Annotated in this window: 26 protein-coding genes and 1 tRNA gene; all 27 read right to left on the reverse strand. The window is 28.8% G+C overall.

Translation table 11 applies throughout. From position 1 onward, the window contains the following. Positions 1–7: 7 nt before the first annotated feature. Positions 8–1,348: an RNase J family beta-CASP ribonuclease gene (locus tag MSCUN_RS06740; protein WP_095609265.1), complete on the reverse strand. Its 1,341-nt coding sequence runs from the start codon at positions 1,346–1,348 to the stop codon at positions 8–10. A 1-nt stretch (position 1,349) separates the two neighbouring features. Continuing rightward, positions 1,350–2,399, reverse strand: a complete 1,050-nt coding sequence (fni, locus tag MSCUN_RS06745) for a type 2 isopentenyl-diphosphate Delta-isomerase (protein WP_095609266.1) — start codon at positions 2,397–2,399, stop codon at positions 1,350–1,352. A 27-nt stretch (positions 2,400–2,426) separates the two neighbouring features. After that, positions 2,427–3,215, reverse strand: a complete 789-nt coding sequence (locus tag MSCUN_RS06750; protein WP_095609267.1) for an isopentenyl phosphate kinase — start codon at positions 3,213–3,215, stop codon at positions 2,427–2,429. A gap of 50 nt (positions 3,216–3,265) precedes the next feature. Continuing rightward, a complete protein-coding gene (mvk, locus tag MSCUN_RS06755; protein WP_095609268.1) occupies positions 3,266–4,237 on the reverse strand; it encodes a mevalonate kinase in 972 nt (323 codons plus the stop codon). 1,117 nt (positions 4,238–5,354) lie between these two features. After that, entirely contained in the window at positions 5,355–5,951 is a 597-nt protein-coding gene (gene rpsB / locus MSCUN_RS06760) for a 30S ribosomal protein S2 (protein ID WP_095609269.1), read from the reverse strand. A gap of 196 nt (positions 5,952–6,147) precedes the next feature. Then, positions 6,148–7,392, reverse strand: coding sequence for a phosphopyruvate hydratase (gene eno, locus MSCUN_RS06765; protein ID WP_095609270.1), 1,245 nt, complete (start codon positions 7,390–7,392; stop codon positions 6,148–6,150). Between the two features lie 213 nt (positions 7,393–7,605). After that, complete coding sequence (locus MSCUN_RS06770) at positions 7,606–7,824, reverse strand: DNA-directed RNA polymerase subunit K (protein ID WP_095609271.1); 219 nt, start codon at positions 7,822–7,824, stop codon at positions 7,606–7,608. A 199-nt stretch (positions 7,825–8,023) separates the two neighbouring features. Next, a complete protein-coding gene (locus tag MSCUN_RS06775) occupies positions 8,024–8,191 on the reverse strand; it encodes a DNA-directed RNA polymerase subunit N (protein ID WP_095609272.1) in 168 nt (55 codons plus the stop codon). A gap of 6 nt (positions 8,192–8,197) precedes the next feature. Further along, positions 8,198–8,599, reverse strand: coding sequence for a 30S ribosomal protein S9 (locus tag MSCUN_RS06780; protein ID WP_095609273.1), 402 nt, complete (start codon positions 8,597–8,599; stop codon positions 8,198–8,200). 29 nt (positions 8,600–8,628) lie between these two features. Continuing rightward, positions 8,629–9,057 (reverse strand): 50S ribosomal protein L13, encoded by a 429-nt coding sequence (locus MSCUN_RS06785; protein ID WP_095609274.1) that lies wholly within the window; start codon positions 9,055–9,057, stop codon positions 8,629–8,631. An 11-nt stretch (positions 9,058–9,068) separates the two neighbouring features. Continuing rightward, positions 9,069–9,428 (reverse strand): 50S ribosomal protein L18e, encoded by a 360-nt coding sequence (locus MSCUN_RS06790; protein ID WP_095609275.1) that lies wholly within the window; start codon positions 9,426–9,428, stop codon positions 9,069–9,071. 5 nt (positions 9,429–9,433) lie between these two features. Next, the gene (locus tag MSCUN_RS06795; protein ID WP_095609276.1) at positions 9,434–10,231 is read right to left on the reverse strand and encodes a DNA-directed RNA polymerase subunit D; all 798 of its coding nucleotides are present in this window, start codon (positions 10,229–10,231) and stop codon (positions 9,434–9,436) included. Between the two features lie 33 nt (positions 10,232–10,264). Continuing rightward, entirely contained in the window at positions 10,265–10,657 is a 393-nt protein-coding gene (locus tag MSCUN_RS06800) for a 30S ribosomal protein S11 (protein WP_095609277.1), read from the reverse strand. 68 nt (positions 10,658–10,725) lie between these two features. Continuing rightward, positions 10,726–11,277 carry a 30S ribosomal protein S4 gene (locus MSCUN_RS06805; RefSeq protein ID WP_095609278.1) on the reverse strand — a complete coding sequence of 184 codons (552 nt, stop codon included), beginning with the start codon at positions 11,275–11,277 and terminating at the stop codon, positions 10,726–10,728. A gap of 55 nt (positions 11,278–11,332) precedes the next feature. Next, on the reverse strand, positions 11,333–11,791 hold the full coding sequence (locus MSCUN_RS06810) for a 30S ribosomal protein S13 (RefSeq protein ID WP_095609279.1): 459 nt from the start codon (positions 11,789–11,791) through the stop codon (positions 11,333–11,335). A 986-nt stretch (positions 11,792–12,777) separates the two neighbouring features. After that, a tRNA-Ser gene (locus tag MSCUN_RS06815) sits at positions 12,778–12,861 on the reverse strand. Positions 12,862–13,495: 634 nt separating this feature from the next. Continuing rightward, positions 13,496–14,470: an RNA-guided pseudouridylation complex pseudouridine synthase subunit Cbf5 gene (locus MSCUN_RS06820; RefSeq protein WP_394338964.1), complete on the reverse strand. Its 975-nt coding sequence runs from the start codon at positions 14,468–14,470 to the stop codon at positions 13,496–13,498. Between the two features lie 196 nt (positions 14,471–14,666). Beyond that, positions 14,667–14,867 (reverse strand): histone family protein, encoded by a 201-nt coding sequence (locus MSCUN_RS06825; protein WP_095609281.1) that lies wholly within the window; start codon positions 14,865–14,867, stop codon positions 14,667–14,669. A 533-nt stretch (positions 14,868–15,400) separates the two neighbouring features. Then, complete coding sequence (locus tag MSCUN_RS06830) at positions 15,401–16,192, reverse strand: DUF4013 domain-containing protein (protein WP_095609282.1); 792 nt, start codon at positions 16,190–16,192, stop codon at positions 15,401–15,403. Positions 16,193–16,607: 415 nt separating this feature from the next. Continuing rightward, positions 16,608–17,426 carry an NAD(+) diphosphatase gene (nudC, locus tag MSCUN_RS06835; RefSeq protein ID WP_245837677.1) on the reverse strand — a complete coding sequence of 273 codons (819 nt, stop codon included), beginning with the start codon at positions 17,424–17,426 and terminating at the stop codon, positions 16,608–16,610. Positions 17,427–17,881: 455 nt separating this feature from the next. Continuing rightward, complete coding sequence (locus MSCUN_RS06840; RefSeq protein ID WP_095609283.1) at positions 17,882–18,103, reverse strand: 50S ribosomal protein L14e; 222 nt, start codon at positions 18,101–18,103, stop codon at positions 17,882–17,884. A 31-nt stretch (positions 18,104–18,134) separates the two neighbouring features. Beyond that, positions 18,135–18,647: a (d)CMP kinase gene (gene cmk / locus MSCUN_RS06845; protein ID WP_095609284.1), complete on the reverse strand. Its 513-nt coding sequence runs from the start codon at positions 18,645–18,647 to the stop codon at positions 18,135–18,137. Beyond that, a complete protein-coding gene (locus tag MSCUN_RS06850) occupies positions 18,644–18,913 on the reverse strand; it encodes a 50S ribosomal protein L34e (protein ID WP_095609285.1) in 270 nt (89 codons plus the stop codon). Before MSCUN_RS06850 ends, cmk begins: the two co-directional genes overlap by 4 nt. A gap of 80 nt (positions 18,914–18,993) precedes the next feature. Next, positions 18,994–19,554 (reverse strand): DUF106 domain-containing protein, encoded by a 561-nt coding sequence (locus tag MSCUN_RS06855; RefSeq protein WP_095609286.1) that lies wholly within the window; start codon positions 19,552–19,554, stop codon positions 18,994–18,996. Positions 19,555–19,574: 20 nt separating this feature from the next. Further along, entirely contained in the window at positions 19,575–20,132 is a 558-nt protein-coding gene (locus MSCUN_RS06860; RefSeq protein ID WP_095609287.1) for an adenylate kinase, read from the reverse strand. Positions 20,133–20,318: 186 nt separating this feature from the next. After that, complete coding sequence (gene secY / locus MSCUN_RS06865; RefSeq protein WP_095609288.1) at positions 20,319–21,668, reverse strand: preprotein translocase subunit SecY; 1,350 nt, start codon at positions 21,666–21,668, stop codon at positions 20,319–20,321. Positions 21,669–21,795: 127 nt separating this feature from the next. After that, complete coding sequence (locus MSCUN_RS06870) at positions 21,796–22,233, reverse strand: uL15m family ribosomal protein (protein WP_095609289.1); 438 nt, start codon at positions 22,231–22,233, stop codon at positions 21,796–21,798. Between the last annotated feature and the right edge of the window lie 4 nt (positions 22,234–22,237).

The following is a 22,237-nucleotide window of genomic DNA, read 5'->3' on the forward strand; positions in this document are numbered from 1 at the left end:
TTTTTCTTTAGTTAAATACTTGTGCTTGTCCGTTACGTAGTACGTGTACATCATTTCCTAGTTTATATCCTTCTTCTTCTGCAAGTTCTACAAATGCTGATAGATGACTTATATCTCCGTGTGCTGGTATAAGTTGTTCAGGTTGTAACATACGAATAAAGTCACGCATATCCTCAGGTCCTGCGTGTCCTGATACGTGTATGTTATTATAGATTCTTGCTCCTCTTTCTTTAAGACGTCTATCAAGAAGGTTACGATTTGCAAGGTTTATTGGATTTGGTATTGTAGATGCTGAAAATATCACGTTATCTCCTGGTTTTATTTCAAAGTTTGTTTTATTATTTGCTATACGTGGAAGTAGTGCATCTGGTTCTCCTTGGTGTCCTGTTACAATAAGCATGTATTTTGATCTGTTATCATTTGCTCGTGCTAATGCTTTGTTTATTGCTTTTGAGTTTCCATATAAACTTACATTTCGTGGTAGATTTAATATTCCCATATCTTGTGCTAGTGAACAGTATCTTTCCATTGAACGTCCTAGTATCATAATTTTTCTACGACTACGTTCTGCTATTTTAGTTATTGCTTGAATACGTTCAATGTGACTTGCAAATGTTGTTACAATAAGTCCTTTTTTCTCATCGAGTGGTCCTTTTAGAACATCTTTTATAAGATCTCGTGCTATTTTTTCTGAGTGAGTTTTGCTTTGTTGTACTTCTTTAATATTTGTTGTATCAAGAATTGCTGCTTTTACACCTTTTTTACCGAGTTCTCTGAATCTTCTATAATCAGGTGGTGGTGATACCATTTGGTGGTTGTCAAATTTGAAGTCGTTTGCATACACTACAACTCCTTCTGGTGTATGTAGTGCTGCTGTGATTGTCTGTGGTATACTATGAGTTGTTCTTACAAATTCAAGTGTTAAATTTGGTGATATTTGTTGTTTTTCACCAGGATTTAGTGCTTGAAGTGGATTATTTACTTTGAATTTACGTTCACTTTTTATTGTTTTTTCAATTAATGCTAGTGTGTATGGTGTTGCAATAATTGGTGCTTCATATCTGTGTGCTAGTTTTGCTATAGCTCCTATGTGATCTAGGTGTCCGTGGGTACATACTATTGCACGTACTTTTCCATCTACTTCACGCATTAGTGTATCATCAGGTATTACTCCTCGTTCAATTAGATCTAGACTATGCATCCGCGAAATATCTGTATCTTCATGTATGTGAAGACGATCTAAGTGTATTCCCATATCAAATATTACTACATCATCATTTACTTTTACTGCAGTCATGTTTTTTCCAATTTCTTCATATCCTCCGACTGCGATTACTTCTATAGTCATTTTATATTCTCCTTGTGTATTTTTTTGTGTCTATATTCATTTGTTCTAGTATTTCTCGTGTTTTTCCTGTTATTATTAATCTTTTTTGTTTAAGTTCTTCTATGTTTGAAGCTCCAACTAGAAACATTGCTGTTTTTAGCTCTTGTGTGAATTGTTCTATTTTATTTTCAATGTAGGTATGTCCTAGGTATGAGTGTTTTAAAAATGGTAGTGCCATTCCAACACAGCTTGCACCAAGTGCTATTGCTTTTGCAGCTTCTAGTCCATTTCGTATTCCACCTGATGATATTACTGGGATATTTGTATTTTCACATACATCTACTGTACTTACAGCTGTTGTTATTCCCCAGTTCCAGAATAGATTTCCAAGTGATGCATCATCTGCACGATATGTTTCAACTGCAGCCCAGCTTGTTCCTCCTACTCCTTGTACATCTATTGCATTTACTCCTATTTTTTCAAGGATCTTTGCATCTTCTCCACATATTCCTGCCCCTGTTTCTTTAGCTATAATTGGTGTATTTGTATTTTCACAGATTTCTTTTATGTCATCTATGTAGCCTTGGGCATTTGTGTCACCTTCAGGTTGTATTATTTCTTGTAGTGGATTTAGGTGTATTGCTAGAGCATCAGTTTTTAGCATTTCTATTGCATCATAAGCATATTCTACTTGTGGTGCTCCAATGTTTCCTATTATGTATGCTTCTGGTGCTTTATCACGTACTGTTGTGAAGGTTTCTTTTAGTTCTTCATTTTCTATTCCTGCTCTTTGACTTCCTACTCCCATTGCAATATGTGTATTTTCTACAGCTTCTGCTAGGTTTGAATTTATCTTTGTGCTTTCAGGGTGTCCTCCTGTTATTGCTGATATTATGAGTGGTGAATCTATTTTTTTACCAAGTAATTCTATTGAAGTGTCTATTTCATCATAGTTTACTTCAGGTAGTGCTCGGTGTATGAGTGTTATATCTTCAAGTCCGGTTGTTTTTGTATGTTCTACATCGTAGTCTTTACATATTTTTAGATGTTCAAGTTTTCTATCAGATATCATGATAAATCATGAACCTCCTCTTTTTTTTTATTTTATTATTGTTCCTTTTACATTTTGACCTGAAACTGCTTTTTGGATATTTCCAGGTGTTTGTGCGTTTATTATTTGTGATTGTATATTATTTTCTGCTAGTTTTAGTAGTTCTTGTATTTTTCCATTCATTCCACCTGTTACATCTGCCATGTTTTCATTTGATGTTGTATTTAGTTGTGTATCTTGTGTTACTTCATCAATTAGTTTGGCTTCAGGGTTAGTTTTTGGATTATCTGTGTAGATCCCATCTACATCTGATGCGAGTATTACACGATCTGCTTTAAGATCATATGCTAGGTATGTTATTATTTGATCTCCTGATATAATTGCAAATTTTATGTCTTCATCCATATCTAGTACTGCATCTCCATAGAGTACTGGTACAAATCCATTTTCTAGGTATTGTTTTATGATTGTTGTATCACATACTGCTATTCGTTTTTGGTTTGTTACTATGAATGATGATGGTTTTATTGTTATTGCTGGTATGCCTTTTTGTTGAAGTTTTTGACATATATCATGGTTTAGTTGTTGTACTGATGTTTGTGTTTTACATACGCCTTCTATTCGTCTTAGATGTTCATTGGCATTTGTTATAACATCACCTATCTTGTATTCATCTGCATAGATATGACCATATGATCCTGCTCCATGTACTATTATCATATCATCGTTGTAGTAGGATACTTCACTAGCTATTCTGTCTAAATTTTCTTCATCAAGTGTAGGTGTGCTAGCATCTTTAACTGTTAATGCACTTCCACCTAGTTTTATTATAATCATACAAAAAACCTTTCTATTTTTAATTTTTTTCTTTACTTATTTAATTTTCATTATTTTTCAACAATTTTAGCATAAACACCACTATTTGATTGTTCACACTTAAATGTCTTATATAGTTGACTTAGTTTTAAATAAACTTCATCAATATCATGAGGTGCATATGCAATAATACATCCTCCTCCACCACTTCCTGTAAGTTTTGATCCTTCAGAGCCAAACTTACGTGATTGATATACCATTTCAGATAACTCAAGTGTATTAACACCTATTGCATCAAGAAGTCCTTGATTCATATTCATAAGCTCAGCAAGCTTCATTGAATTTCCACATTCAAGTGCCATTTTTGCATCTGTTGCAATTTTAGCCATTGCATCAAAAATTGACTCCATGATAGGTGTATGTTTATTATACTTATCTCTTACTGATGCTACTATTTCACCAGTATTACCTGCTATTTCACAGTTTGAAACAATTAATGGTAATTGCATATCAAAATTTATTGGGTTTAGATTAGAATTCTCATCAATATAAATAATTCCCCCATATGTACTCATAGCTGTATCTATAGGACTGGCAGCACCTTGAATTTTAATTTCAATATCACGAGCAATACTAGCAATTTCATCAAGTGTCGCATCATTATCTGTATAAAGCATAATTGCCTTAAGAACAGCAACTGTAACTGCTGCAGAGGAACCCAAGCCTGCACCAAGATACATATTTATATTAACATTTAAATTAAAACCATGATTAAATTTAAAACGATTAATTACCTCATAAATATAATCAGAAATACGTTTATTTGATGAATCATATTCATATTCAAGCATGCCGCCTGTAAGTACTAGTTTTTGTGAATAGTTAATTGGTGATATGTGAATATTAACTTCATCATCATCCCGGGATGTTAATTCTACATCAACACCGCGATTTATTGCAACAGCAATTGCCGGTTTATTATAAACTACAGTATGCTCACCAAAAAGAATAATCTTTCCAGGTGCAAAAGCTTTAATTTTCATCGACTTAAACACTACTCCATTATATTTTATTCATTTTTTTAATTAAATCATTAAATTAATCTAAGTTTGAAGTTCTCTTTTTTTTAAATATTTTGATAATTTTTCAATAAAAATACAACCTTTTTATTAAAGAAAATAAAATCATTAAATAATTAATTCATATTTTCATCATTGAAAATAAAATCTTTACAAAAAAATAGAAAAGCTAGATATAATTAGTAAAATTAGAAAGACTCTTTAAATGAGATTATAAAAAAATCATCTTAGAGAATAATAAAATGATAATACAACATTAAAATTTTATTCTAATAAAAAAAAAATTTAGGTTAAAAAAAAATAAAACAATTTAATGTAATATGTATTTTAAAATAATGAATAGTATATAATCATACTCATTATTTCTTTTAGTATTACTTTATAAAAAAAATAATACTTACCTTTTTTTCACAATAAAATATTAGTTAAATTACCTATTACACTATTTTTTTTATAAATAGTTTTCTTATTGTTCTTATTTGATTAAATAAAATTTTTTTCCTATTTTCTTTATATTAAAAATATAAATTTAATAGATTGTATTTCTTTTATTAGATTTTCTAATCATTATCTATCTTAATAAATTATAAATATGATTATCTAATTACCTGCTTTTTTCTATTAAAATCTAAAAAGAAATTAAAATACAAATTAAATTATTTACCTTAATGATAAAGTAAATACCCCTTTAAATGATTCTACTTAGTATAAAAAAGCCATTATACTTGAAAAAAATTATTTAAAATAATACTTTAAATATTATATGAGAATCTGTTATTTAATATTTATATTAAAACTATATATTTAAATATTATGTTTATATACAAAATGTATTAAAAAAAATGAGTTTAAAATATTTTTTATAAATTTTATTTCCCAAAAAAAGTGGAATTTAACAAAATTAGTAATAAGATAATGGTGATTTATTTATAAAGTAAAAAAAAAATTATTAAAAAAAAGAGAAGAAGAAATTAAAAAAAATTCTCCTTTTCTTTTAAATTTGATTCCTATAATTTTTTTTTAAAATGCTTGAGTACAATTATTCGTTCAACTATCAATAAATATAAATTTTAGAATATACTTATATTTTTAATTCAAAGTCAGATGGTTCAAGATCAAATTCTTCATCAGAAGATAAGATTCCACGTTCACGTAGTATTTGACGTGCTAATAACCAGTATACAAGTGCAATTGCTTTTCTACCTTTGTTATTTACAGGTATTGCAAGATCTACATTACTTAGTAAGTTTTCTGTATCACATAATGCTACTACTGGTATATCATTTTGTTTTGCTTCAATTACTGCTTGTGAATCTGATCTTGGATCTGTTACAACTAGTATTTTAGGTTCGATGAATTTTGAGTATTTAGGATTTGTTAATGTACCTGGGATGAATCTTCCAGGTATTGTTTTTGTTCCTGTTACTTCACCGAATTTTTTAACTGGTGCTTGACCGTATTGTCTTGTTGATACTACTAGTATTTCATCAGGATCATATTTTGATAGGAGTTTTGCTGCAACTACTATTTTGTCGTTACTGCTTTTTACATCAAGTACGTGAAGTCCGTCTGCACGTACACGGTATATGTATTTTTCCATATCTTTTGTTTTTTGTTGTGTTCCAATGTGTAATCCTGCTGCGAGGTATTTATCTAGTGGTATTAATAATTCTGACATTATTTTTCCTTCCTTAATATTTTATTTTTTTTTATTATTTTTTTTATTTAATTTGGTTGCAATCTAACACGTTAATTTTTTTGTGTTAAATTTATTATTTGTTTAATTTGGGTTTCTCAAAATAAGAAGTAAAAAATTTTCTTATTTCAATATTCAATAATTTTTCAAAAAAATTTTAAGTTAAATGAAAAATTTCTTATAAATCAGCCATCTTAGGATTTACTAGTTCTTCTTCGATTCTGATTAATTCATTGAGTTTAGCAATTCTTTCTCCACCAGCTGCTCCAGTTTTTATAATTGGTGCATTGAATGCTACTGCAAGGTGTGCTATTGTTTCATCAGTTGTTTCACCTGAACGGTGTGATACAATAGGTACATACTGGTTTGCTTTTGCTAATTCAATTGTATTATATGTATCTGTAAGTGTTCCAATTTGGTTTGGTTTTATGATTAATGAGTTACCTGCATTTGCTTCTATTCCTTCTGCAAGAATTTCAGCATTTGTTACAAATAAGTCATCTCCACATATGAGACAACGGTCTCCACATTTTGCTGTAAGTTCTGCAAATGCTACGAAGTCGTTTTCTTGGATTGGGTCTTCTACATAGAATAGTTTATATGTGTCTATTAAATCTGCGATATAATCTATTTGTTCACCAACACTACGGCTTACACCTTCACGTTCATATACATATTGTTGTTCTTCTTCATTCCAGAATTCACTTGATGCTACATCAAGTCCTGGTCTTACAAGAACTCCTGTTTCATCACTAATTTCTTCACATGCTGAGAATTGTATTTCTAGTGCTTGTTGATTTGTAAGGTTTGGTGCCCATCCACCTTCATCACCTTTTCCACCTGTGAATGTGTCGTCAACTTTTTGTATTTTTTCTTTAATTCTTCTGTGAACATTAATGTTTGTTGTTATAGCTTCTGTTATATTTGATGCACCTACTGGTATTACTAAAAATTCCTGTATATCTGGTGCATTAACTCCTGCGTGTGCTCCACCATTTATCATGTTTCCAAGTGGGAAAGGTATTGATGTTGGCATTGCTCCACCTAGGAATCTGTATAATGGAAGATTATAACTTGATGCTGCTGCTTTTACTGTTGCCATTGACACAGCTACAGCTGTGTTTCCACCGATGTTTGAAAAATTATCTGTTCCATCAATTTCTTTTAGAACATTATCAATTTCTCTTATATCTTCAGCTTCCATTCCAATAATTTCTGATGAGATTAGATCTTCAATATCTTCTATTACACGATCTACTCCACCATCTGGGAATGATGCTACTTCGTTTACTCCGGTACTTGCTCCACTAGGTGCTGCAGCTCTTCCAAATCCATTCCATGTTAAAACGTCTGCTTCAACGGTAGGATTTCCTCTACTATCTATAATTTTTCTTAAACGTACGTCTTCTATTACACTATCCATAAAAAACACCTCTTCTTCTTTTAAATGTAGAAATAGTTGTTTTAAAACTAAAGGGCTATTTTTTTATTTCTTATAAGTGTTATAAATAAGAAAATTCTTTTATTATACTCTAGGTTTTTTATTTTCTTCTTAGTTAGAAAATTTAATGAAAATAAAGAAAGAATATATTTTTTTTTAAACAAAATGAAGTAAAAAAAAAGATTAAAAAACTAATTAGTCATCATCTTCCATTGGTTCCATTTTATCTACATATTCTTCTTTAACTACTGCATCTAATGGAAGTACATCTTCTTCATATTCACGTATAGCTATTTTTATTGGATCTTCATCTACACTAAATTCAACTTTTGGCTGTGCACCTCGTGAAATTTGTAATGCACGTGATCCTATAAGTCTAGCTCTATCAAATCTTGTTCTGGTTCTAGATTGCATTATTATTAAATGCTCCTTTATATAACTTATTTTTATTATTATTTTTTATTCCTATTCAACAACTTAACTAAAAAATAATTTTTTAAATCCAAAAAAAAGAATAGATTCCTAATTGAAAATAAATTCAAAGAGGATTTTTTTTTGGAGGGGTTTTATCTACCCTTTATTATTTTAGTATTTTATTATAACCTCTGAATGTTTACCATACATCTACGTGAGATATAAACATTCGTCTACAACAATATTTGTTGATTCCTAGATCGTCTAAAACTTCTCCTGGATCTTCTCCAGCTTCAACTCTTTCCTGGAATTCATCAAAACTTGCTGAGATAACTTTTCCACACGTAAAACATCTTACGAGTAACATAGAAATTTACCTGTAACTTTTTTGTTTTCTTGCTCTTGCTCCAGGTCCACCGAATTTTTTGGATTCTTTACGACGTGGGTCTCCTACAAGCATTGTTCTATCATACTGGGTGTATATGTCTTTTAGGTTCATATCGCCTGAGTATTCAACAAGTCCTTTAGCAATAACCATACGAGCTGCTTCTGCTTGTCCCATTACTCCTCCACCAACAACTTTTATGTTGATATCCACATTATCTGCAAGATCTCCTGCAAGTTCTAGTGGTTCGTGAATTTTAAGTTTTGCAAGTTCTGGACTGTATAGTTCTACTGGTTTACTGTTAATTTTTACACGTCCGGTACCTTCTTTTACTGTACCTCTAGCAATTGCGGTTTTTCTTTTACCGCTAGTATGTACTGTTTTACTCATAATTAACACTACCTTATAATATTTTTTATTTAAAATTTAGCACCTAATAATTTTGATACTGTACCTAATTGCATACTTTTTGTTATGTTTTTAGGTTGTGCTTCTTCTACAATTGTAATTTCTTGTCCTTCAAGTTCTTTTGGAATTCCTACATTAACTTTTAAGTTTTTGTAAGCTGTTCTTCCATGAGGTTTTCTGTATGGAAGCATTCCACGAACTGTTCTTCTGAATATATCATCTGGTCTACGTGGGTATTTAGGACCTAATACTCTTGGGTTTGAAATACTTGCACGGTCTACTCTTTGTTTGTATCTTGCATAGATAAAGTCTTTGTTTCCAGATATGATTATTTTCTCAGCATTTACAATTACTATTTCTTCTCCATCTAATAATCTTTTACTGATTGAACTTGCAAGTCTTCCTAGTACAAGTCCTTCTGCATCTATAATTGTTACCATTTTCAATTCACCTACTTTATGATTTTAACGTTAGATCCTTTTGGATTTTCAGCCATAAGTTCATCGATTGCTAGGCATTTTCCACCTGCAGCTGTTATTTTATCTTCAGCTTCTTTTGAGAATTTAAATGCTGCTACAGTTACATTGTGTGTTATGTTACCTTCACCTAAAACTTTTGTTGGTACAAGTATGGTATCATCAGCATCTGTATTTTTATCTATATGGTAAACATTTACTTGTTTTGTTTTTCTGTTTGCTCGTTTAAGTTCATTAGCAACAGCTTTCCATATAGGAGCGTCTTGTGCAGATGATTGTTTGGTGAGGGATTTTATTAAATTTACAGTATTTGGGTTAGTTTTTGATAATTTCATTTTTACTATTCCTCCTCATTCATAAAATTTATGATATTATCTGCTTTTTCTGATAGTATATCACAAGCTATTGTAAGAACCTCTAGTGGTGTTAGTGATCCATCTGTTTCTATTTTGAAGATATATTTATTTTCTTCAAAGTCTACTTGTATTGCATTATCATCTTTAGCTGATAATCTTTGACATGTTCTACATGTTGAACAGTTTTCTATATCTACAACTACAAGTTCATCATTTTCTATTGCTAATACATTTCTTGGACATTCTTCAACATATTCTTCTAGATCTGTAAGTTTACTTTCATCTATTGTGATTTTTGGATAATACTTATATCCACATGTTGTTGTTGCTTGCCATTTTGCATGTTCTTTTCCAAGTCCTAGTTGTGCAATAGCTTCAAGTTCTACTTCTTCACCATCTCTGAGTCTTACTATTGGTATTGTATCATAAACTGGTTTTACATCTGGGTCGTCTGATTTAAGATCTTTTGAATATACTATTTTAGGACCTTTTTCTTTTAGAAGAAATGAAACGCTACACTTAGAACAACCTGATTCACAATCACATTCATCAGGTAGATTATATGAATCCATTTTAGTTACAATAGGTATTAATCCAAGTCTATGTGCTAATACTTCATCAAACATTTTCGCATCATTTTTGTAGATATTTACATCTTCAATTGCAAGTGTTGGAATTTCAACAAGACATATTCTTCTTATTGTATTAATAAATGTATCATCAACACCATCTACAACAAATACTGCTTTTTCGTCATCCTTTTTTCTAATTTTGATATTCATGTTATGACCCTTTCTATAATATTTTCATAATCCTTATGGTCTTCTACCTCTTTTACCACCAGGTCTACCAGTACCGTCGTGTGGTATAGGAGTTACATCTTCAATTTTACCAATTTTAATACCAGCTCTTGCTAATGCTCTTATTGTTGCTTGAGCACCAGGTCCTGGTGTTCTTGGACCATTTCCTCCAGAAGCTCGTACTTTAATATGAAGTCCAGCAATTCCTTTTTCTTTAATATCATCAGCTACTCTGTTTGCTGCTTCCATAGCTGCAAATGGTGATGATTCTTGTCTATCTGATCTTACTACTTTTCCACCAGACCATTGTGTGATGGTTTCAGCACCAGTAATATCTGTAACAGTTATAATAGTGTTGTTAAAAGATGAGTAAACGTGAGCTACACCCCATTTCTCTTTTTCTGCCATTTTATCACCTATAAAATTTTATATGATTAGTTTATAATAATAATTAAATTTCTTATTTTTTTTAGAATCTATTCTTCGTCAAGTTCTTCTTCTACTGCTACTTCTTCAACTTCTTCTTCTATTGTGTCGAATGCTTTTGCAACTTTTGAACCTGGATAGAATCCTATTTTGTCTTCGTCAGCTTTTTCAACTAAGTGTCCTGGTGCATTAATTTTTGTACCATCTACGGTAATATGACCATGTACTACAAATAGTCTTGCTTCTTTTGCTGTGTTACTTAATCCTTTTTTGTGTACAAGACTTTGTAATCTGCGTCTAAGTACATCTTCTACGTTAAGATCAAGAACTTCTTCAAGTTTTGCATTAGGTGAGATGAATCCAAATCTTACAAGGTGATCTAGTAATTCACGTTCTTGTTTTTCACGTTCATCAATGTCCATACCTAATATAATACGAGCATCTCTACGGTAGTTTTTAACTTTAGTTTCAGCTTTCCATATTTCTTTTTTGTTTTTTAATCCATATTTACTTGCTAATCTGTTTTCTTCTTTAATACGTTCTGCATTCCATGGATGTGATGGAGTGTCATACTGTTTTCGTGGTTTTTTAGGACTTCCCATAATATAAATCTCCTTTAATAATTAATTTTTGAGTAAATTGTTTTATCTTTTTGATCTATTGACCAGGTCTTGTTCTACTTACACCAACAGAAGATCCGTGTCTAAATGTTGATTTTGTTCTTTGACCACGTACTGGAAGACCAACTTCGTGTCTTTTACCTTTGTAACTTCTGATCATTTTCATACGGTTAAGATCATCACGTAAGGTCATGTTTAAATCAGATTCAATTAAGTGTTTGGTTTCTCCTGTTTCATAGTCGTTTCTTCTGTTTAAGAACCATTCAGGAATTCCAAATTCTTGAGGGTTTTCAAGAACATCTTCTATTTTTTTTACTGATTCATCATCAATGTATCCAATTTGTGCATCTTGATCTAGATCAGCTACTTTACATATTGCAATAGCAAAAGCTTTTCCAATACCTTTAATTTCGGTTAATGCAGAAGCTATTGTTTTGTTTCCGTCAACGTCTTTACGAGTTATACGAACCATATGTCTAAATTCTTGTTCAGCCATGCTAATTCTCCAATTAAGTTTTATTTTTTTGTTATTTTCTTTTTTTTGAGTGGTAAAAAAATATTCTAGATTTAAATTCATGTATCTTTTTTTTTAAGAAAATATTTTTTTCTTCACTTAAATTTATATTTCTATTTTGAAAGTAATTCCATATTCAAGATAATAGTAGAAAAATTATTACCATTGAATAATAGGAAAAAAATAAGCTTTGAAATTAAGTGTTATAATTATTTTATAAAAAAAATTAAAGAATAAAAAAGGAATTTTAACATAAATAAATAGTTAAATCTTTTTTATCAATCATCTTTTTGTATTATAAATGAAAAATTAAAAAAGAATGAATAAATCATATCTTATTTTATACATAAGCGAAAAAAAAGAAGTTTGAAATTAATACTTTATTTTGGGTTGTAATAATTTTATACTCTATTTTATAAAAAAATAAAAGCTTCAAATATTCAAAATATCTTATATAATTCAAAATATAAACTTTTTATACAATGTTTTTTTTTACAAATGAAAAAAAATAATATTTTCCTAAAATCATATTAAATCTAGTTTAAAACATTCCATATTTTAAAAAAGAAAAAAAATACTTTCTCATTCATATATCATATGAAAAATATATGAAGAAGAAAAAAAATGTTTTAATTTTTTTTATAATAAAAGTTTTTTTTATAAAAAGTTCTAAATTAATTTTTTAGATTATATGAATTATCCTAATATATTGAATATATTTTTTTAAATTATATTTTACAAAAAAAGTCATTTTTTTAGTTTTAAAAAATGAAACTTCTAAGAAATTAAAAATTCATATAATACATCCCTAAAAAAAATAATATTTTTTTTATATTCTTTTTTTTCCTATGCAATTATAATAATTTAAAAATAAAATTATATCAAAAAAAAAAGATATTTTTAATTCATCTAAATAAAAGTATAATTTTTCATTATACATTCTTTTTTTGAATAAAAATAATTATAAGCGCCGAGACTGGGATTTGAACCCAGGAGGAGATCACTCCACAAGATTTCCAGTCTTGCGCCTTACCAAGCTAGACTATCTCGGCATCATAAATAAATGCTATACTGCACCAAAAAAAAATATTGATACAGATTCTTTTTTTTGTTTTCAAGTTTTTTTTTGCTTATAATTTTTATTAAAATTATTATTCTTTAATTTTCTTTTTTTTGAATATATTAAATATTCAATAAAACATAACTTCCCAATGCTTTTTTCTATTAAATCTATAGAATAGAGGGAATTTATACGATTGTTTCATATATTTATTTAAATATTCAAATTATTTTTAGGAAAAACATTTTTTAGGTTTATGTTTTCTTAAAAGATTTCCACTTTTTATATTTTTAATTTATCACTATTTTTTTTTAGTAAACTTTTCTATGTAATCTCAAAGCTTAATAAAATCTTACATAAAATCTACTATATTGTTAATATGATAAATTTCTATAAAATATTTCCTTTGAATAAAATCATAGTATTATTCATTATAATAGTTAAATTAATGAATTTTATATGGTTTTCTCAAATTTATATGGATATTTAAATATTAGACCTCGCCCCTAACTTATTATGTTAAAGGTTCTACAGTTAATAAAAAAATTGCTTGAAGAAATTATATTATTATATAAAAATAAAAAAATAATGCTATGTTAAGTTGATTATTCTTTTTTTTCCTATAATTACTTCCACATCATAGGATATGTTTTTGGTGCTATAAATACTTTTTGTATATTAACTACTATTTGTGTTTCATTATCTACAATTTCACTTGTTGTATATAGTGATTTTCCAATTGCAAGAAGTTCACCTTTAAGTGTCATTATTGCCACAATATTATTTTTATGAATATTTCGGTTAAGTTTTACAATTCCACTACTTGCCAGATTAGCTCCATGTGATATTGCATCTACTGCTGAATCTTTTACATATATCTTTTTAATAAATCTAGCTGCATATTCTATTGGCTGGATTATTGAACGTAGATATGATTCATCATTATCATGTTCATAGTAGTAATATGCATCTGTTAGATCTTGGAGTGTTGTTAGTGTATCATCTTCTTTGAATGCTCCTGCCATTGTACGACGTAGTTCTGCCATGTGTGCTCCACAACCTAATACAGCTCCTATATCATGACATAGTTTTCGTATATATGTTCCTGCTTCACATTCTACACGGAAAAGTACATCTTGATTGTCACGAATTTGAAGTAGTTTTATAGCATAGATGTTTCGTGTTCTTACTTCACGTTTTACAGCTGATTTTATAGGTGGAAGTTGATATATTTTACCTGTAAATTCCTCAAGAACTTCATGTATTCTATCTTCATCAACTTTTGTATGTAGATGCATAAGACATACATATTCTTTTGGTGATAAAAGTAGAAGTTGCAATGCTTTAGTTGCTGCATTTAATGCTACAGGTAAGACTCCTGTTACTTTTGGATCTAATGTTCCTCCATGTCCTGTTTTTTTTACATGCATTATGTCTTTTACCCATAGGTCTATTTCGTGTGATGTTGGTCCTGATGGTTTATCTAGGTTGATTATTCCATGATCTATATGTTGTTGTATTGTTCTATCTTCTGGTTTACATCCATATTCAGGGTTTGTCTTTGCATCTTTAATAAGATATATGTATTCATCTTCCATCATTATCAAAATCCTATAAATTTTTTTTTATTATAGGTTATATTTTTAATTCTAATAAGTAATGTATTTTATTCTAAAAAAAGAGGGGTTAATTAGTTAAATTAGATATGTTGTTATAAAATATCTTATAAAAAAAAAGTTTTTATGAGTTTTAGATTTTATTCATATTAAAAAAAAGTAAAAAAAAGGTTTAACTAGTTTAACGCATTGCTAAGAGAATGTCATCAGCGTTTACTGTTTTTCTTCCTGCATGTTTTGCATATTCTACTGCTTCAGCTGATATTGTTTCTCCAATTTCTTCTAATGCTTCTGCAAGTACAACTTTAGCTTCGTTACTTACACGTTCTGCACCTGCATCTTTTAATAATCTTCCTACTGGTGCTATTGGTAATTCTGTCATTATTATCTACCTCTTAAATTCTTTTATTACTTTTAATATTATCTTATTTTATATATAAAGTTTAAGCTTTTAAAAGAATTAAAATTAAGAATAAATACTTATTAATATGAATTTAAACAATTAAAACAATACTAATTAGTATTTATATTAAAAATTAGAATTAATACTATAACGATATATAAAAACAAAAGTATTTCATTAATTATATCATAAAAACACTAAAAAAAAGAAAAACTAATAAATAACTATTAAAAAAACATGAAATCATCAAAAAATAGAATAAAAAACATATAATTTTAAAAAACAACAAAAAAATTAATCAAAAGTTAAAAAAATAGTAAATATTCTAACATAAAAAAAAATTCATCATATAACTATTTAAACACGTCAAAAAAAGTACTTACAAGTTTTATAAATAAAAATTAGATATTCATAATAAAAGAAAAATCAAATTTATATAATTTTAAAAAAAAATAAAAAAAAGAAAAGAATTTAAAGGTTAAAACTTTTCATGGGTTATAATCTTTTTATTCTTAAGCTATGTCATCATAAATTCCTGCAATTGCAGATGTTATGAATAATAATGTAAATGAACCTACAATTGTATTTGCAATAATAACTCCCACTACTGGTATGTAACCTACTAATGTTGAGATAAGTCCAAGAATTACAAGAACAATAATTGTAGCTACAATAAATACAATATATCTACCCCATCCAATTGAAGAAATTTTTGAGGAAACTTCACGGAAATTTAAAGCTTCAGTCATACTATTAGTTTCTGCAAGTTTTCCAAAACCAATTACAGAAAATAGGTAACAGATTACATATAATATAAATGCAATAATTGAAATAATCACAATACTTGTCATAAATGTTGTCATTACATTAGTTGGAACTGCACTTAATGAAGCTGCAGCTTCACTACCATTTGCACTTATTGTTATTATGTTTGTTAATTGATCTGATATTCCTGCAATTGCACTAAGAATAAGTACAATTACTAATGGTATAATCTCATAAATAAATAATACAATTATAGCTTTTATACCACCTATAAAATCTTCTTCAAGACGTATCATATCATTATCAATAAATGATCCATTAATTTGACCTTTAAGTATTTGAAGAGAATAACCTAATGCTAATAATACAAATATAAATTCAATTATACCAAGAATTATCTCTCCAACATCACCTACTTTATATGTCATTGCAGTTTGTAGTATTCCTATGATGAAAAATATTACAGCCATCATTGTCCATGTTTTATAATTTTCCACAGAATATCTAAGAGCATTTTTAATTATATCTACTACATCCATCTTTTTCACCTCCAGGATGTTGCGTATTGAATTTACTATGTTTTATAAATTCAATTAAATAAAAAAATGTTGAATTATAAACTATATTTTTTTCAACTACATAGTATTCTATACTTAATTCTTATTATAGTTTTAAATACATTCTAAACATACGAACTAATTTTATGGATTATAATTTAAAAAATAATAAAGTAAAATATAATAATTAAAAAAATATAAAAATACCTAAAAAAAAGTCATAGTACTATTTAATTAAACAATTAGCATTAATTTTAAAGATTTATTGAACACCAATTTTTAGTTTCCCGTGATTTTAAATTTATAACCTAAACAATTTATAAAAATCATGAAAAAATACTATAAATTATACTAAAAAATAGATATGTGAAAAATAAGGTGGTTAGGTTAAAAAATTTTATGTATGATCTTCTATGAATTTAGAAATTAAGTATGATGATATACTAATATCAGATTCAGGTATTTCTATTTCATCAGGCTTAAACCACCGAGCTTCTAGTATTTCATCATTATCTACAGTTATTTTTCCACCTGCATAATCAGCAGTGAAACCTATCATAAGAGAATTTGGATATGGCCAAGATTGACTTTTAATATATTTTATATTTTTAATATCAATACCAACTTCTTCATGTACTTCTCTTTGTACTGCTTCTTCAATATTTTCACCTGCTTCCATAAATCCTGCTATTAGTGCATATCGTATTTTTGTATAGTAGCTATGTCTTGCCATAAGTAGTTTTCCATTGTTATTTATTGCTACAATTATTGCAGGAGCAATACGTGAATAGTGCATTTGTCCACACTCAGGACATTTTAACATCATATCTTTTTCATCAATTATAGTTTTACTTCCACATGCTCCACAATATTGGTGTGATTTATACCAGTCAGATACAAGTACTCCACGTGCTAGTATTGGGTATATTTCACGGTTAGTTTCATATGTTTTAATTAGTGGAATATAATCATCATCTGTTGAATTATGGTTTATTATGATACATGGCGTATTTTTATATGTTCCTATGTAAAGTATAAAGTTAATATCTTGGAATTTGTCTTCTATTTGTGATGTGTTTATTTTTTCAAGATCATTTGTGGGTGTGAGGTGTACTTCTCGTTTGGTGTTTATTGGAATAATATAAGCTTTAGGGTATTTAGTGTATTCATCACTAAAGCCTATTGTGTAGTTATCATAAATGTTATCTTCTATCATATGTGTTATTTTTGTTTTTTATTAGATGTTTGTTTTTTGGTATTCTAAATTTTTAATTAGATAAGATTATATTCTAAATAATTAACATATTATTATATTTAAGAAAGCCTAATTAAAATAAGCAGTACTAGTATTTCTTATTAATTATATTACATATAACTCATATTATATTAGATGTAGTAAATTTATTTAATAAAATAAGACCAGATATATAGATTTAGTTTAAAAAAAAATAGACGATTTTACTTAAAAATTTAGAATATTTGAAATTTTTATGAATTTAAAAAAAATAGTTATTTATATTTAAAAAAAGATTAAAGTTAAAGAAGATAAAAAGAAAAGTAACTTTTATCTTCCTTAATAAAATGTTCCCTTATTTTATTTTCAAGTTTTAAATTAAAAAATAATAATAAGTGAAGGGATAAAATATTAAAGATTTACTCAAAAAATCAAACTTATAAGTTTGCGAGTGCATCTTTAACTGCTTCAATATCATCTGATACTTCAACAGTTTCATCCACTGGTTCTAAGTGTTTAATGTTACATCTTTTGTTTTTTACTTCGTTTCCTGCGATTTCTACAAAGTTTTCATCAATAACATCAACGATTACACATTTTTTCCCAGTTTCGCGTCCTGCGATTTTAACACATACTCTTCCTTTTTCTATTGCTGGCATAATTTATCTCTCCAATTTATTTTAATTAATTTTATTTTATACTATTTAGTATTATTTCAGCTGTCTTATCAGCATCAAAGGTGGCAGTATTAAGAATTAAGTCATACTGACTTAAATCATCAATATCTATACCATGAATTTCCATGTAGCGTTTACGTTCACTACATGTACGTTCATCCATCTCGTCTATTACAACATTTAAGTCTTTGTCTTCTCTGTAACTTATACGTTCTGCACGTGTGTTATCCGGAGCCATAAGCCAAACTTTGTAATCAGCTTCAATGAAGAATGCGGAAATTCTTCCTTCTACTATAAGATTATCAGCTTCTTTTGCAATTTCTGCTTGTCTTTTATCTAAAGCTCTATCAATATCATCATTACCCTCAGCAAACTCACTAAATTCTAGTAAACTCATACCACTTTCATCTGCCATCTGACGAAATACATCTCCTGCTGATATGAATGGTATGTCTAAGTACTCTGATAATTTCTTAGCAGCTGTACTTGTACCAGTTCCTGCAAGTCCACCAATAGTAATAATCATAATGATCTTGCCTCTTGTTTAATAATTTTTCTTGTACAACTTGTACAATATTTTCCACCATAAGGTCTGTTTGGTCTTCTTTGGTTTTTGGATAATTTTCTTATCTCATATGGTCTTCCACGTGGTACAGCATCTAATACTTTTCCACATTTAGCACATACATGTTTTGAAGGTTTTTTATGTTTATGGTGTATAACTTTTCTTCCACCAGGAACTCTTTTAGTTACATTTTTAAATGTTCCTGTTCTAAATTTAGGTGCTGGCATATTCTGTTTTCCTCCTTTTTAATTTATTAATTTATAAAAGCTTTATATTTACTACTTTTGTTAATCTTTTTTTTTGGTTACTAGTTCATTGTGTCAAGTCCAAATATTCTTCTAAATAGGAAACTCATAGCAAATGATGAGAGTATATACCATCCGAAGAAGTTTATTGTAAGTGGATTTGACTGTGTCCAGAAGATATTCCATATAGGCATAAGCAGTAAGTAGAATTGTGGTCCTGTAATATTAATTACAACATTACTTATTGTAGAGTTAAATACTAATCCTGAGTATATAATGAATACTGGAATCATTGTAATTATAGTTGGTTTCATCTGCATTTTCATAAGTTCCATATTCTGAGGCATGAGCTCTTGTTGTTTTTTCTGAGCTTTTGCCATTGCCTTTGGATCTCCTGATGATTGAGCGTCTCTGAACATTTGCTGAACTTCTTTCATTTCATCTTGAAGTTCATGCATTTTATCATAATCAATTAACCATTTTTGAAGTATTACAATAAATAATGATATTATTGCTGCAACTACAAAGATAGTTAAAACTGGATTTGATGGTGTAGGATCAAGACTCATTAATGGATTAAAAATAAAATCCAAGTCAAGTCCAAAACGACCTGAGGCTACCATAATAAATCACTTTTTTTTTCTTATGATAAAATATCTACAATTTCAGATACAGCATCTTCTAGTCCATCGTCATTATTTTGAACCATTGCCACGGTACATCCAGTTTGTACTGCATAACTCATAGCTGTAGCTCTTGACATTTGTTGATGTAAATCAATTTCATCAGTATATTCAATATCACGTACACGTGTATCATCATTTAAACGTCTGAACATGATTTCACTAGGTTCAGCTTCAATTAGTATAAATTGTGTTGGCTGTAACTCTTCTAATACCCATATTGGTAATCCTGGAAGGAAACCTTTAGGAGTTTTAATAGTACAATGTGTATCTATAATAACATCATCATCTTGTGCCATTTCATGAATTCTTTCAGCTGCCTTTTTTTGAACATCTTTCTGAATTTCAGGATCAAGTTTTCTCATATCATCCCGGGATTCTACTAATCCTTTTTCGGATGCTATATCAAACATGATATTACCATAGTTAATGTTGACATAATCAACTTCTTCTAATACTTTATTAAGTACTGTTGTACTACCAGTACCAGGGATTCCTGCAAGTACTACTATGTTCATTATAATCACTTCTTAAGTTTTTGTAAAATATTTTTTTTTAATTATTTTATATTTTCTATTAATTTTTTTTTCTTAGTTAAAAAATTTATTTCATAAAAAAATATGATAAAAAAGATAAAGAAAAAAAGTGAAGAAAAAAACTTTTTTTCTAATTTTATTATATTTTCATCTTTTTTTTAACCAATTTTATTCATTACCAAAGAATCTTCTCATCATAGGATGCATATCCATGAGTTGTTCTTTTGCAATATCTTCATATAATCTATATACTATACCAACAGTTAAAAGTACCCCTGTACCTCCACCTAGAGCTCCAGTTAAGTCTGCCCCAAATGCAAGAAGTCCTACAAATGCTCCACCAAGTACTGTGATTGGTGGTATGTATTTGTCCATAATTTTTCTGAAGTGAACTTTACTATTTCTAAATCCTGGAATTTGAACTCCCATTTCAGATAATTGTTTTGCAACTTGTTTAGGACCAATTCCACTAATTTCAACCCATAAAAGAGCAAAGAGGATACAAAGTCCTACAAATACAATTGCATAAATTAATACACGAAGTGGATCTGTAAATAGTACAGAAATACTTGATGGTGTAGTTAGATAATATGCAACCCCACTAATAGGTTGTCCTTGTGATACTTCTCCAAGTATTGGGAAACCTATTGACTGGAACAATCCTGCAAATAATTGTACATTTAAAAACAATGCACTTACTAATATTACAGGCATGTTACTAGCATATACAAATTTTAATGGATATTTTGAACGTGCACCTTTAACTCCACCATATGATAATGGAATTTCAACACGCATACATTCTGCATATACAACAATAAGGAATACTGCAATTGTTGCAATGATTGGAATAAGTAAACTAAAGTTAGGTTGTCCAACCATAAGTGAGTAAATAAATGCTGGAAGTTTTCCTGCTGGAACATTTGTACCAGTTGCAGGAAGGAAGTTAAATGTACCTACAAGTATTTGTTCTGCAACTCCTGCTGCAATGAAAAGACCGATACCACTACCGAATCCCCATTTACTTACAACTTCATCCATGTAAATTATTAATATACCACCAAGAACCATTTGAATTATAAGAATTAATGTATATTCATCAGATATTGGAGGAAGTGATCCTGTAAATACTAGAATAATTCCCTCAAAGAGTGTGAATATAATTGCTAATAATTTTTGTGTTCCTTGAAATGCAGACTTATCTTCAGGTTTTGATAAATCTAGATTTATCAGCTTACCACCAACTAATAGCTGCATTACAATTGAAGCAGTTACTATTGGTCCAATACCTAAAGTAATAATTGAACCAAAACTACCTGCCATTACTGATCTTAACTGTGCGAATTGATCTATAGCCGTAGGACTTAGACCAAAAAGTGATACTTCTGTTAATAAAAAGTATAGTATTAATATTATTCCTGTCCATTTTAATTTATCTTTAAAGTCAACATGCCCTTTAGGTGTGGCAACGTGAGGTAAGAGAGAATAAAATGGTTTTATACTATCTAGTGATGACATATCTACTACCCATGAAAAGAAATATAAGGTTATTATATTTCCCATTCTAAAAAATATTAATTAAATATTTTTAGTTTTTCTTATTATTTTTTCATAGAAAATTAATAATTATTTTATATCTTTTTTTCTAAATAATTTCTGCTACTCCACCAGCATCTTCAATTTTTGCAATTGCACTTTTTGAAAATTGTGGTGCTTTTATTGTCATAGCTTCTGATAATGAACCTTTACCTAGTACTTTGTTGTATCCTAGTTCTGTAATATCAATTACAATTTGTCCATCTTCTTTAGTTGCAATTTCAGCATCTAAATATTTTTCAACATTATCATTTATTGTTGATAAGTTAATTGGGTTAAATTTTTGTATTGTTTTTTGTGGACGTTTAAATCCGTATTTACCAAAGTGATTTGGATCGTTAATTACCATCCAAGTTTTAAGGTGTTTATTTCCACCAGCAAGTCCTCGACCTCCGCGGTGTCCTGCACCTCTTCGTTTTTTAGTACAACCTCCACCTACAGATCTTGAACCTCTTTGTTTTCTGATTTTTTTAGTTTTACGAATCATCTTT

It is taken from the genome of Methanosphaera cuniculi, assembly GCF_003149675.1.
Lineage (GTDB): Archaea > Methanobacteriota > Methanobacteria > Methanobacteriales > Methanobacteriaceae > Methanosphaera > Methanosphaera cuniculi.

Excerpts from the sequence above, each read along its gene's own strand:
- MSCUN_RS06770 (WP_095609271.1), bottom strand. The coding sequence starts at position 7,824 with ATGCAATCTAGAACCAGAACAAGATTTGATAGAGCTAGACTTATAGGA.
- MSCUN_RS06840 (WP_095609283.1), bottom strand. The coding sequence starts at position 18,103 with ATGCCAGCAATAGAAAAAGGAAGAGTATGTGTTAAAATCGCAGGACGC.
- rpsB (WP_095609269.1), bottom strand. The coding sequence starts at position 5,951 with ATGTCAGAATTATTAATACCACTAGATAAATACCTCGCAGCAGGATTA.
- fni (WP_095609266.1), bottom strand. The coding sequence starts at position 2,399 with ATGATATCTGATAGAAAACTTGAACATCTAAAAATATGTAAAGACTAC.
- MSCUN_RS06825 (WP_095609281.1), bottom strand. The coding sequence starts at position 14,867 with ATGACAGAATTACCAATAGCACCAGTAGGAAGATTATTAAAAGATGCA.
- MSCUN_RS06830 (WP_095609282.1), bottom strand. The coding sequence starts at position 16,192 with ATGGATGTAGTAGATATAATTAAAAATGCTCTTAGATATTCTGTGGAA.
- nudC (WP_245837677.1), bottom strand. The coding sequence starts at position 17,426 with ATGATAGAAGATAACATTTATGATAACTACACAATAGGCTTTAGTGAT.
- MSCUN_RS06805 (WP_095609278.1), bottom strand. The coding sequence starts at position 11,277 with ATGGGAAGTCCTAAAAAACCACGAAAACAGTATGACACTCCATCACAT.
- MSCUN_RS06855 (WP_095609286.1), bottom strand. The coding sequence starts at position 19,554 with ATGGTAGCCTCAGGTCGTTTTGGACTTGACTTGGATTTTATTTTTAAT.
- MSCUN_RS06870 (WP_095609289.1), bottom strand. The coding sequence starts at position 22,233 with ATGATTCGTAAAACTAAAAAAATCAGAAAACAAAGAGGTTCAAGATCT.
- secY (WP_095609288.1), bottom strand. The coding sequence starts at position 21,668 with ATGTCATCACTAGATAGTATAAAACCATTTTATTCTCTCTTACCTCAC.
- eno (WP_095609270.1), bottom strand. The coding sequence starts at position 7,392 with ATGGATAGTGTAATAGAAGACGTACGTTTAAGAAAAATTATAGATAGT.
- MSCUN_RS06860 (WP_095609287.1), bottom strand. The coding sequence starts at position 20,132 with ATGAACATAGTAGTACTTGCAGGAATCCCTGGTACTGGTAGTACAACA.
- MSCUN_RS06795 (WP_095609276.1), bottom strand. The coding sequence starts at position 10,231 with ATGAATATCAAAATTAGAAAAAAGGATGACGAAAAAGCAGTATTTGTT.
- MSCUN_RS06800 (WP_095609277.1), bottom strand. The coding sequence starts at position 10,657 with ATGGCAGAAAAAGAGAAATGGGGTGTAGCTCACGTTTACTCATCTTTT.
- MSCUN_RS06790 (WP_095609275.1), bottom strand. The coding sequence starts at position 9,428 with ATGAAATTATCAAAAACTAACCCAAATACTGTAAATTTAATAAAATCC.
- MSCUN_RS06775 (WP_095609272.1), bottom strand. The coding sequence starts at position 8,191 with ATGTTACTCGTAAGATGTTTTACGTGTGGAAAAGTTATCTCAGCAAGT.
- MSCUN_RS06780 (WP_095609273.1), bottom strand. The coding sequence starts at position 8,599 with ATGAGTAAAACAGTACATACTAGCGGTAAAAGAAAAACCGCAATTGCT.
- MSCUN_RS06850 (WP_095609285.1), bottom strand. The coding sequence starts at position 18,913 with ATGCCAGCACCTAAATTTAGAACAGGAACATTTAAAAATGTAACTAAA.
- MSCUN_RS06820 (WP_394338964.1), bottom strand. The coding sequence starts at position 14,470 with ATGATGGAAGATGAATACATATATCTTATTAAAGATGCAAAGACAAAC.
- MSCUN_RS06785 (WP_095609274.1), bottom strand. The coding sequence starts at position 9,057 with ATGGTAACAATTATAGATGCAGAAGGACTTGTACTAGGAAGACTTGCA.
- MSCUN_RS06810 (WP_095609279.1), bottom strand. The coding sequence starts at position 11,791 with ATGGCTGAACAAGAATTTAGACATATGGTTCGTATAACTCGTAAAGAC.
- cmk (WP_095609284.1), bottom strand. The coding sequence starts at position 18,647 with ATGATTATTACTATTGGTGGACTTGCAGGAACTGGTACAAGTACAGCT.
- MSCUN_RS06740 (WP_095609265.1), bottom strand. The coding sequence starts at position 1,348 with ATGACTATAGAAGTAATCGCAGTCGGAGGATATGAAGAAATTGGAAAA.
- MSCUN_RS06750 (WP_095609267.1), bottom strand. The coding sequence starts at position 3,215 with ATGATTATAATAAAACTAGGTGGAAGTGCATTAACAGTTAAAGATGCT.
- mvk (WP_095609268.1), bottom strand. The coding sequence starts at position 4,237 with ATGAAAATTAAAGCTTTTGCACCTGGAAAGATTATTCTTTTTGGTGAG.